Raw genomic sequence first — 12584 nt, 5'->3', positions numbered from 1 at the left:
TTAGCAATCCGCGTCATCCGCGTTACAAATCATTACAAAATTAGCACAATGAAAAAGAGCATTATTATAATATCAGCCTTTTTAATTTCAACAGCATTTTTTGCTCAGAATAAAGGTTTGGTTGCCAATTCAAACAGCCCATATTCTAAATTACAAAGCGTGAATTTAGAAGATGTAAAATGGACAGACGGTTTCTGGAAAGAACAATTTGATGTTGAAACCAAAAGCACTTTACCGTATATGTGGAATTTGTATCATAATGATTCGATTTCACATGCTTATAAAAATTTTGAAATTGCAGCAGGTCTTTCAAAAGGAGCTTTTAAAGGACCATCTTTTCATGACGGTGATTTTTATAAAATTTTTGAAGCAATGGCAGCCACTTATGCCGTAACAAAAGACAAGAAATTAGATGCCGAAATGGACGAAGCGATTGCGCTTTTTGCAAAAGTACAGCGTAAGGATGGTTATATTCATACACCGGTTTTAATTGATGAACGCTGGGGAACTTTAGGTCCGGAAGAAGTTAAAAAACAATTGGGTTTCGAGAAATATAATATGGGACATTTAATGACGGCTGCCTGTATACATTATCGTGTTACCGGAAAAACCAATTTTCTGGATATTGCAAAAGGCGTAGCAGATTATTTGTATGATTTCTATAAAAAAGCGTCACCGGAATTGGCTCGAAATGCAATTTGTCCGTCACATTATATGGGAATTGTCGAAATGTACCGTACCACCAAAAATCCGAAATATTTAGAATTGGCCAATAATCTTATAGATATTAGAGGAACCACAAATGACGGAACCGATGATAATCAGGACAGAATTCCGTTTAGACAGCAAACCACCGCAATGGGTCACGCCGTAAGAGCGAATTATTTATATGCCGGAGTTGCGGATTTATATGCAGAAACGGGAGAAAAGAAATTACTGGATAATCTTGAATCTATTTGGGATGATGTTACGTATCGAAAAATGTATATTACCGGAGCTTGCGGATCTTTGTACGATGGCGTTTCGCCAGACGGAACTTCTTATGATCCAACTGTAGTTCAAAAAATTCATCAGGCTTACGGTCGCCCTTTTCAATTGCCAAATGCTACGGCTCATACAGAAACCTGCGCCAATATTGGAAACGTTTTATGGAATTGGAGAATGCTGCAAATTACCGGCGAAGCCAAATATGCCGATATTGTTGAATTAGCATTATATAATAGTGTGCTTTCAGGAATTAGTCTTGAAGGAACAAAATTTTTCTATAATAATCCTTTAAATGTTTCTAAAGATTTGCCTTTTAAACAAAGATGGAGTAAAGAGCGGGAAGGTTATATTGCATTATCAAACTGTTGTGCGCCAAATGTTACGCGTACCATTGCTGAGGTTAGTAATTATGCTTACAGTTTTTCAAAAGAAGGTATATATGTTAATTTATACGGAAGTAATTCTTTAAAAACTACCATGCCCGACGGTCAGAAAATTGAGATTGAACAACAGACAAATTATCCGTGGGATGGAAAGATTCTGCTAAAAATTGTAAAAGCCCCAAAAGATCTGCAGGCATTCTTTTTAAGAATTCCGGGATGGAGCCAGAATGCGGAGATTTTAATCAATAATAAGAAAATAAATGACGCTGTTGTTTCCGGCACTTATTCTAAAATAAACCAGAAATGGAAAAAAGGAGATGTTATCGAATTGAATATTCCGATGCCGGTCGAATTAATGCAGGCAAATCCATTAGTAGAAGAAGTTAAAAATCAGATAGCGGTAAAAAGAGGCCCGATTGTTTATTGTTTAGAATCAGATCAGCTTCCTGCAAATACAAGTATTAATGATGTTGTTTTGAATGCTAATTCTCAATTTACTACGAGTTTTACGGAATTAAATAATCGAAAATTACTGACTATAAATGCAACTTCATCCATTGATCAGGATACTGGATGGGATAAAAAGCTTTATCAGCCAATATCTGCTGTTAAAAGTGCAGTATATAACCTGAAATTGATCCCATATTTTGCCTGGGGGAATCATGGAAAAGGGGAAATGACAGTTTGGATGTCCCATTAAAAGGCAAAACTAAACGATTACAAAATGCTATTAATAAGAATTTACGTTTAAAACTGAATTTTGATAATTTTTTTTTAATAAAATTAACATTTTGTTCTTCTGACAATATTTTTAATTCCTGTAAGTTTTTTAGTCAGATTAATAATGTTTATTTAAATATTTAATTTCAAAATTGCATGTTTAACTCCTTCAAATTCAATTGTAAACTATACTCTATTTTACAAAATAAATAGCTTCTAAATCAATTCTCTGAATATTTTTTATTTTTTTATAGAAAAAGGTTTGAATATTTACTAATGTTCAAACCTTTTCCTTATTTTTTTCTTTACTTACATTTTTTCTTTCGTATTTTTATTAATATTGTTTTTTTTAATACTTTTTTTTTAGATAATGGTATTGATACAGGATAGTGCAGGACACTTGTAATACGCAATCGTTATATTTTTGGATTCAAATAAATAAATGTATTTTTAACATTTAAAAAACGAAGTGTTAAAGCAATCATAATACAGATATGTTTTTTTATTTAAAAACTGACTAAATCTAATAACCTAACCAAAACAAAAACATTTATGAAACAAGCACTTATTAAAAGATGTAGCTTTCTTTTGTTTGCATTGATGAGTATAGTGAGTTATGCTCAAACTACAACCCACGTAACTGTAACAGGAACTGTTACTGACAGCTTCGGAGGTCTTATACCGGGTGTAAACGTAACAGAAAAATCTACAAAAAATACCGTTACAACAGATTATAGCGGAAAGTATTCTATTAAAGTAAAAGCTGGAGGAAGCTTGGTTTTTTCTTTCATTGGAATGAGAAAAGTGGAGATGCCTTTAGATGGCCGTACAATTGTTAATGCAAAAATGACCGAAGATTCAAATCAGCTGGACAACATTGTGGTTGTAGGTTATGGTACTCAGAAGAAAAAAGAACTTACTGGTGCTATTGCAACTATTAAACCGGATGATTTAATGGATTTGCCTGTAACTAATTTATCTGACGCTTTAAAAGGACTACTTCCTGGTGTTACGGTTACTCCAAGTTCTGGGCGTCCTGGAGATGCTGGTTCTATCAAAATTCGTCAGACTTTTGGTTATTCAAAAGATGGAAATTCCACCATACCTTTAGTTATTATTGATGATATGGTTCAGGTTGATCCGGCATCTGGTCTGGCTACATTAGATGCTTTTAACAGATTAGATCCTTCAGAGATTGAAAGTATAACAGTTTTAAAAGATGCATCAGCAGCTATTTATGGTTCTCGTGCATCTCAAGGTGCGATTGTTGTAAAAACTAAAAGAGGAAAAGTTGGTAAAGCTAAGTTTAGTTACAACAGCCAATTTGTGGTTAATGACGCTGTTAGTCATACTAAAACAATGAGCGCTTATGAATATGGGGTTTTTAATAACAGATATTTAACGGCTCAAAACCCAACGATTGCTCCGGCAAGTTTATTTTCTGCTTCAGAATTGGAACAAATGAAAAGTTTAAATTATGACTGGCTAAAAGAGGCTTGGAAACCGGCTATTCAACAAAAACATTCGTTTAATGTAAGCGGAGGTAGTGAAGATATTACTTATTTTGCAGGTGCTACTTATTTAACACAAGATGCGAATATGGGTTATCAAAAATATGACAAGTGGAATTATCGTACAGGAATTAATGCAAAAGTTGCAAAAAATTTAGATTTTTCTGCTTCTATTTCCGGAACAACGGCATTTATTGATAAATCATTTACAAAAGCATCAGCAAATATCAGTGACGGTAGTTACGGATCTGCAGCTGGTGGTGAGCAGGCAGATTATGGATACTTGGTGCATATGCCAAAGTTTATTCCTTGGGAAACAACTGTTGATGGTAAACAATATTATATGTCTCCATTTCCTAATACAAATAAAAATTTCGGAAGTGCAAATGCAAATAATAATATTGCAGGATGGAATTATTTTGCCAACCTTGATAATGGTTCACACCAAACAACAGATGATGGTTCTTTTAACGTAAATGCTTCGTTAAATTATAAAGTAGAAGCAATTAAAGGTTTGTCTTTTAAAGCAAGTTTTGCAAGAACTAAAAACTCTACTTATTCAGAACAAATTCAATTGCCTTATGATTTGGCAAGAATCACAAATTATCAATTGCAGGATAATCACCTTGCAAGCGCTGCTTACCCAAGTAGTACTATTAAAAATCCAGAAGTAGGTGGTATTATTGACTATGCTATCGAAACTAACGTTAGAAACTCAAGAGTATACTATAATAGTAACTTTTCTAAAAATACTCAGGCAAACTTCTTTGCCAATTATAACAGAACTTTTGGAAGTCATCAAATTAGTGCAATGGTTGGTGGTGAAAGAGCTGAATCTGAGTGGCAAAGTAGCCGTGTTGCCTTTTTTGACACTCCAAAAGATTACTTAGGAGATTGGCGTACTGCCGGAAAACCAGATACAGGTAATTCAACAGCTTTAAAAGGAAACAATGCGACACTTTCGTATTTTGGAACTTTAAATTATAATTATCAATCGAAATATTTAGTACAATTTCTTATCCGTAGTGATGCTTCTACTAAGTTTGCGCCAGAAAATTATTGGGGAACTTTTCCTTCACTTCAATTGGGTTGGGTAGCTTCTAAAGAAGAATGGTTTGAAAAAGCCCTTCCGGGAGTAAATTTCCTTAAATTCAGATATTCTATTGGTAAAACAGGAAAAGATAACCTTCAGCCTTTCAAATGGTATCAATATTATGATGTTAGTGTTAATAAAGGTTGGGGATTTGGACCAAATGGAGGTCAGCTAGTAGGAGGGTTAACTCCTAAAGTAAGCCCGAACAGAGATGCAAAATGGGATTCTACGTTAAAGCATAATTTTGGTATAGATATGGCTTTTTTACGTAACAGATTGCAAATTACTACAGATTTCTATTATGACATAACAAAAGATATGTTAACAGATATGGGTAGTGCAACTGGTGTACCAATTTCTGTTGGTGGAGCATTTGCAGAACAAAATTATGCACATGTTGATGCTTGGGGATCTGAACTTAGCGTTAACTGGAGTGATAAAATAAATACTAAATTAAGTTATGATGTAGGAGTGAATTTTAGTTATGGAGATAACAAAATTGTAAAATATCCGGATCAGGGAAATTTACTTCCATCTAATAATACAAAAAGAGAAGGATATTCAGATGGGTTTCAACCGGTATGGGGATTCAAAACATGGAACGAAACTTCGACAGGAGATGGTATCTTGCGTACTGATCAGGACGTTACAAATTATTGGAACTATTTAACTCAAAATGCAACGGCAGCTGGTGGTACTCCAAGTTATTTAGGAATAACGGACCCTACTAAAATTCAGAAAGGTTCATTAGCTTATCAGGATCTTGCAGGTGTACTTAATGCAGATGGAACTCTTGGTGGACCAAACGGTCAGGTTCTTGCAGGAAATGACTATGCTAAATTAGCAAATAGCAGCAGAACATATACTGTTAATACTAACTTGGGTATGAAGTATAGCGGTTTTTCTTTTAGAACTCAAATAGTAACTTCTTGGGGAGGAGCAAATTTTGTTGACCTGGTTAATCAGGGAACTTCTAGTGCTAATAACATGTGGGCACGTGAAACTTTCTGGAATGATATGTACGGAGCTGATAATCCAAATGGTAAATATCCTAATTTAGCTCAAACAGGAGTATTAAGCCCATCTGATTTTTGGCAGCTGAACACTTTCCGTTGTTTTATTAGAAATTTAACTGTGGCATATGAAATTCCTAAAAAAGTTTTCGCTAATACTAAAGTGCAAAACATATCATTAGGTATAACAGGTAATAACCTTTGGGATTTATATAATCCTTATCCTGATCATTATCGAAACATGTACGACAATTCATCTGTAGGTTATCCTACACTTAGATCATGGTCACTTAATTTCAACATGTCATTCTAATCTAAATTCGATTGTAATTATGAAAACAAAATTTAATATATATATAACTTTAGCGCTTGTACTTGTTTTAGGTGTGTCATGCAGTGACAATTTCCTGGATGAGGTTAAGCCTATCGGACAGTATGATGATTCATTCTATCAAAGTCAGCAACGCGTACAAGCTTATGTTGATAATCAGTACTTTGATTTTTTTGCAGCTTACAAATCGCCAACATCAACTGTAATTGGAGTTTATACAGATGCAAATACCAGACTGACAGAAGAACAAGGTGGAGTTCAGGATTATACTAATCCGGGTAAACTTCTTAATACTCCGGATGTAGCAAAAGATTATTTTGGTGCTAAAATTGGTACTGGTATTATTAATAATGCCTACACCAGAATTAGAGAATGTAATAACCTGCTTACAGATATTGATGTAAAAGGAGCAAGTTTAGATAAAACATTCCGTGATCAGGCAAAAGGACAAATGTACTATATGCGTGCTATACAATATTTTGATTTAATGCGTACTTATGGAGGTGTTCCTATTGTTACAAGTGTTATGAGCCCATCTGTTGATGATCCGGCTATTAAACTTCCAAGAGCAAAAGTATCTGAAGTAGTAGCGCAAATATTAGCAGATTTAGATATGGCTGCCAGTTTGTTACCTGGAAATTGGGACGCTGCAAATTACGGACGTTTTACAAAAGGTGCAGCTTTGGCTCAAAAATCAAGAGTATTATTAACCTTTGCAAGCCCTTTATTTAATAAAAATTGGGATGGTTCTAATGAACGCTGGCAAGCAGCTTTAGATGCCGGACTGGCAGCAGAAACACAATTAACAGCGGATGGTTTTGGATTATACGGAGGTACAATAAAAGACTGGGATGCTATGTTTTTAATTGATAATGTGAAGTGTAGAGAAGCAATTACTGTTCAACTTTTAGGAAATTCAAATGCTGACGTAACGTTAAACGTAAACAATAACTGGGAAAAAGGAATTCGTTTACCAAGTCAGGGAGGAACAGGCGGTATTTCGGCTCCTAAAGAAATGATCGATTTATTTCCAATGAAAGATGGTTCAAGACCAACTGCTGCAAACGGATATAATGATTTTACTTTCTTTGTTGGTCGTGATCCAAGATTTTACAGAACATTTGCTTTCTCTGGAGAAAAATGGGCATATAAAGAAAATGCAAACGCAGTTCTTTGGTCTTACCGTTGGGTAGATAATGCCAATAAAGCTTATTTTAATGACCTTAATACAACATCAACAAGTCCTGCATTTGTTCGTAAAATGACAAATACAACAGCTACTAATGCAACTAATTATCAGTATTCTCCAACAGATATTATGGAATACCGTTATGCGGAGTTATTACTAAATATTGCAGAATGTTATGCAGCATTAGGACAAACAGGTAATGCTGTAGCTTATTTAGGAAAAATTAGAGCACGTGTTGGTATTCCTTCAACAAATAATTACGGAATAGGAACATTAGTAGATAAATATGCTGCTATCGAAGCTGTATTATATGAGCGCAGAGTTGAATTAGCTTACGAAGGAAAACGTTTTTGGGATGTTCAAAGATGGATGCTTTATGATAATGCAGCACTTCCTGGACTTAGTGGAGGTACAGTTAGCAAATTAGGATTAGCACCAATTAATGGTACACAACGTACAGGAAATTACCTGCAATTCAAATCAACTGCAACAGCTGCTGATCCATTGGCAACATTGCGTGCAGGAATCGTTGCAGATCCGGATGCGGCTAATTTCGACACACAATTGGCAACTTTGGCAACATTTTACAATACTAATTTTGTACGTGCAACTTTAGTTACACCTATGGATAATGTTAGTGGAGCTGCAGTTTCAATTAAATTTAATCCAAATTATTATATAAGCGGTCTTAATACAACTGCTTTAACCTCTAATCCTTGGTTATTGCAAACAGTAGGTTGGAACGATGCCACCGGAGGTGCCGGAACTTACAATTATCAAGAATAAAATTTAATCACAAAAATGATTATTTAGAATTATAAAACCGATCACCTGTATTTCTAAAAAAATACAGGTGATTTGTTTAAACAGAATTACCATAATTAAAAATTAGTATGAAAAATTTCACTTTATCGGCTCTTTTCCTATTGTTTTTAGGAAGTTTCCAATGTTTTGCCCAATATCCAAAAATCAGTCCCGAAGTTCAGGCACAATCCAAAGTCATTATGGATGAAGCAGAAAAACGTTCTGACGAAGCTTGGGAAAAAGCACTTGTAATTATTGAGGAAGAAGCCAAACATGGCAAACCTTATATTCCGTGGGCATCAAGACCAAACGATTTACCACAGGCAGATATCCCTTCTTTCCCTGGTGCCGAAGGTGGAGGAATGTACACTTTTGGAGGTCGTGGCGGAAATGTTTACACCGTTACAAGTCTTGAAGACAGCGGGCCAGGAACTTTACGTGAAGCGTGCGAAAAAGGAGGAGCCAGAATTATTGTCTTCAATGTTTCAGGAATTATCAAAATCAAAAGCCCGTTAATTATTCGTGCCCCTTATATTACTATTGCAGGACAAACAGCTCCGGGAGATGGTATTTGCGTAGCAGGAGAATCAGTTTGGATCAACACACACGACGTAGTAATCAGACACATGCGTTTTCGCAGAGGAGAAACATTCGTAGGTCGTCGTGATGATGCAATTGGAGGAAATCCTGTTGGAAATATTATGATCGATCACGTTTCTGCAACTTGGGGATTAGACGAAAACATGTCAATGTACAGACATATTTATAGCCCGGGTCCGGGTTATCCGGATGTAAAAGTGGGTACAGTAAACATTACAATCCAAAACAGTTTATTTGGAGAAGCATTGGATACTTACAACCATGCTTTTGGAAGTACTTTAGGAGGAGAAAATTGCGCTTTTATCAGGAATATGTGGGCAAACAATGCCGGTAGAAATCCTTCAATTGGATGGAATGGTATTTTCAACTTTGCAAACAATGTAATTTTCAACTGGTACAACAGATCAACAGACGGAGGTGATTATACCGCTATCTACAACATCATGAACAACTACTACAAACCGGGACCGGTTACTGATTTGAATGAGCCAATTAGCTACAGAATCTTAAAACCGGAATCAGGAAGAAGTAAATTGCCTTATATGGTTTTTGGCAGAGCATACGTAAGCGGAAATATAGTTGCCGGTAACGATAAAGTTTCAAAAGACAACTGGGATGGCGGTGTTCAGATCGAAAATAAAAAAGGAGAACTAATGTCTTATGACGAAGCTAAAGGTTATTTCGATAAAATGAAATCAGACAAACCTTACCCAATGCCTTGGTTTCACCCATTTATGAAAGCTGATGAAGCGTATGAATATGTATTGAAAAATGCGGGCGCAACATTGCCAATCAGAGATAAAGTAGACGAAAGAATCGTAAGAACAGTAAAAACAGGAGTTCCTGAATATGCAAAAGGATTAGAGAAAAAAGAATTCTACCAATTCGAACACAGACGTTTACCAATGGATTCTTATAAAAAAGGAATTATTACAGATGTTTCACAAGTTGGCGGATATCCTGAATATAAAGGAAAACCTTATGTTGATACAGACAAGGACGGTATGCCGGACAAATGGGAGAAAAAACATGGTTTAAACCCAAATGATCCTTCAGATGCTAAATTAGATTCAAACAACGACGGATATACAAATATCGAAGATTACATCAACGGAATTGATCCAACTAAAAAAGTAGACTGGAAAGATTTAAGCAATAATCAAGAAACACTAACAAAGTCTATACAAGAGTAATTCTTAAAGAATAACAAAAAAATAATCTGCCAAATCTGCTAAATCTGCGAGAAAAAATTAGCTCACAGATTTAACAGATTAGGCAGATTTATAAAAAATCATAGTAACCCATAGAAGTTATTAAAATGAAGTCAATTAAAAAAATAAGTGTTTTGATGGTGCTTTTCGCATTCTTTAACGGAATAGCACAACAAAATTTAGATCCCGAATATATAAAAGTAACCAACGAAAGAGCTTCAAAAATTGTAGCAAAATTAGAGTTGGCAAACCCTGCAAAAGAAAAAACAGTAACCGATATTGTTGCACAGCAATTTAGAGATCTGACTGGAATTCAGGATGGGAGAGATGCTGAAATCAAAAAAGTAAAAGAAGATGCAAGTTTAGCAAAAGAAAAGCAAAACGAAAAAATTGATAAGCTAAAAGCAACAGCAGATAAAGCTATTGAAAAATTGCACAAGGCCTATTTGAAAAAATTAGGAACTCAATTAACAGAAGATAAAATTATTGCCGTTAAAGACGGAATGACTTACGGAGTTGTCGAAATCACATACGCAGGATATCAGGATATGCTGCCGGCATTAACCAAAGAACAAAAAGAATACATCTACACCAATTTAGTAGAAGCCAGAGAACATGCAATGGACGGTGGCTCATCTAAAGAAAAACATGCCTGGTTTGGTAAATACAAAGGAAGAATTAATAATTATTTATCAAAACAAGGTTACGATTTAAACAAAGAAAGTGCTGACTGGCACGCACGTGTTGAAGAAAGAGAAAAGAATAAAAAGAAGGAATAGTAGATAATTTTTAATAAGTGTAATTTTAACATTTTTAAATTAAACCTTTTATGAATTATACTGTCAAACTACTCTAACTTATAATTTCAGACTAACTCTCATGAAAAACAATTTCCAAAAAACCACCCTGAAAAGAACAATGATGATTATTTCATTTTGTTCTTTCTTTTCTTCTGCGTACGCGCAATATCCCGAAATCCCAAAACCACTTCAGGACAAAACCGATCAGATTTTGGCCGATGAAGAAAAAAGATTAGCCGAAATCTGGACCGCTAATTACAGCACAATTCAGGCCGAAGCAAAATTGGGACGACCATATTTACCTTGGGCTTCCTATCCTAAAGATTTTGTTCATGCCGATATTCCTGCTTTTCCGGGAGCTGAAGGCGGAGGAGCATTTACACCGGGAGGTCGAGGCGGAAAAATATTTGTAGTAACCAGTTTAGAAGACAGTGGAAAAGGAACTTTCAGAGAAGCATGCGAAGCCGTTGGAGCCAGAATAATCGTGTTTAACGTTTCAGGAATAATCCACTTAAAAAAACGTATCAGTATGCGTGCGCCTTACGTTACAATTGCCGGACAAACTTCGCCGGGCGATGGAATTTGCATTGCAGGAGAAACTTTAGAAATCGATACACACGACGTAATTATCAGACATATGCGTTTCCGCAGAGGAGAAACAGATGTTACACGCAGAGACGACGCACTTGGCGGAAATCCTATCGGAAATATAATTGTAGACCACTGCTCAGTAAGCTGGGGATTAGACGAAAATATTTCCTTATACAGACATCAGTTTGCAGCAAATGATAAATCGAAACTGGAGAAATTACCTGCTTGTAATATCACCATTCAAAACACCATTTCTTCAGAAGGTTTAGATACTTATAATCATGCTTTTGGAAGTACAATTGGCGGATTAAACAGTACATTTATGCGTAATTTATGGGCCGATAATATTTCAAGAAATGCTTCTATCGGAATGTATGGCGATTTTAATTTTGTGAATAATGTGATTTTCAATTGGTGGAACCGTTCCCTTGACGGAGGAGATTATCGTTCGATGTTCAACATCATCAATAATTACTTCAAACCGGGACCAATAACACCAACAGATCAGCCAATTCGTTACAGAATTCTAAAACCGGAATCAGGTTATATGAAACCCAAAACATACGGAAGAGCTTATGTTGACGGAAATTATATCGTTGGATCTCCGGAAGTTACAGCAGATAACTGGAATGGCGGTATACAATTAGAAGATCAGTCGGCTGAAGAAACAAAACAATATTTAGAATTAATCAAACAGCCAAAACCATTCTCGATGCCTCATATTACAATTATGAAAGCAGAAGAAGCCTATGAATTTGTATTGAATAATGTTGGAGCAACTTTGCCAAAAAGAGATGCAGTTGACGAAAGAATTATCAAACAAGTTCGTACAGGAAAAATTGAATCGAAAGATGGTTTGGAAAATTCAATTGGAAAAGAATTCATTAAAAGAAGATTGCCGGCAGACTCTTATAAAAGAGGAATTATTACCAATCCAAATCAAGTTGGCGGATATCCTGATTATAAAGGAAAAGCCTATAAAGATTCTGATAATGACGGAATTTCTGATGCCTGGGAAAAGAAATACGGCTTGAATCCAAACGATGCATCAGATGCCAATAAAGATTCAAACGGAGACGGATATACCAATATTGAAAAATATTTTAACGGTATAGATCCAAAATCTAAAACAGACTGGACAAAAACAGAAAATAATACAGATACATTATCGAAAGTATTATTGCAATAAAGTCTTAAATTAGTTCGCCAGACCTAACACGTTTTTAAAACCTGTCAGGTCTCCAATTAAAAGAATATAATTTAACGTCAACACAAACCCGACAGGTTTTAAAAACCTGTCGGGTTTAATAAACATAAAGAATACTCCCAAAGTTTGTGGTTAAAATAATAA

Annotated in this window: 6 protein-coding genes; all 6 read left to right on the top strand. The window is 35.2% G+C overall.

The genetic code is table 11. The features are described from left to right. Positions 1-48: 48 nt before the first annotated feature. Positions 49-2070, top strand: a complete 2022-nt coding sequence (locus tag OLM54_RS13960; RefSeq protein WP_264535200.1) for a glycoside hydrolase family 127 protein — start codon at positions 49-51, stop codon at positions 2068-2070. A 572-nt stretch (positions 2071-2642) separates the two neighbouring features. Further along, the gene (locus OLM54_RS13955; RefSeq protein ID WP_264535199.1) at positions 2643-6020 is read left to right on the top strand and encodes a SusC/RagA family TonB-linked outer membrane protein; all 3378 of its coding nucleotides are present in this window, start codon (positions 2643-2645) and stop codon (positions 6018-6020) included. Positions 6021-6039: 19 nt separating this feature from the next. Further along, positions 6040-8013, top strand: coding sequence for a RagB/SusD family nutrient uptake outer membrane protein (locus OLM54_RS13950; protein WP_264535198.1), 1974 nt, complete (start codon positions 6040-6042; stop codon positions 8011-8013). Between the two features lie 107 nt (positions 8014-8120). Continuing rightward, positions 8121-9824 carry a polysaccharide lyase gene (locus OLM54_RS13945; RefSeq protein WP_264535197.1) on the top strand — a complete coding sequence of 568 codons (1704 nt, stop codon included), beginning with the start codon at positions 8121-8123 and terminating at the stop codon, positions 9822-9824. A gap of 125 nt (positions 9825-9949) precedes the next feature. Beyond that, entirely contained in the window at positions 9950-10621 is a 672-nt protein-coding gene (locus OLM54_RS13940; RefSeq protein WP_264535196.1) for a DUF3826 domain-containing protein, read from the top strand. A gap of 100 nt (positions 10622-10721) precedes the next feature. Further along, the gene (locus tag OLM54_RS13935) at positions 10722-12422 is read left to right on the top strand and encodes a polysaccharide lyase (protein WP_264535195.1); all 1701 of its coding nucleotides are present in this window, start codon (positions 10722-10724) and stop codon (positions 12420-12422) included. Positions 12423-12584: the final 162 nt, after the last annotated feature.

This window comes from Flavobacterium sp. N1736, from assembly GCF_025947065.1.
In the GTDB taxonomy this organism is placed as follows: domain Bacteria; phylum Bacteroidota; class Bacteroidia; order Flavobacteriales; family Flavobacteriaceae; genus Flavobacterium.
Note: the sequence above shows the minus strand (reverse complement) of the source record. Positions and strands in the feature narration are given on the sequence as shown.

Coding starts and splice junctions, on each gene's coding strand:
- OLM54_RS13935 (WP_264535195.1), top strand. CDS start 10,722: ATGAAAAACAATTTCCAAAAAACCACCCTGAAAAGAACAATGATGATT.
- OLM54_RS13940 (WP_264535196.1), top strand. CDS start 9,950: ATGAAGTCAATTAAAAAAATAAGTGTTTTGATGGTGCTTTTCGCATTC.
- OLM54_RS13950 (WP_264535198.1), top strand. CDS start 6,040: ATGAAAACAAAATTTAATATATATATAACTTTAGCGCTTGTACTTGTT.
- OLM54_RS13945 (WP_264535197.1), top strand. CDS start 8,121: ATGAAAAATTTCACTTTATCGGCTCTTTTCCTATTGTTTTTAGGAAGT.
- OLM54_RS13955 (WP_264535199.1), top strand. CDS start 2,643: ATGAAACAAGCACTTATTAAAAGATGTAGCTTTCTTTTGTTTGCATTG.
- OLM54_RS13960 (WP_264535200.1), top strand. CDS start 49: ATGAAAAAGAGCATTATTATAATATCAGCCTTTTTAATTTCAACAGCA.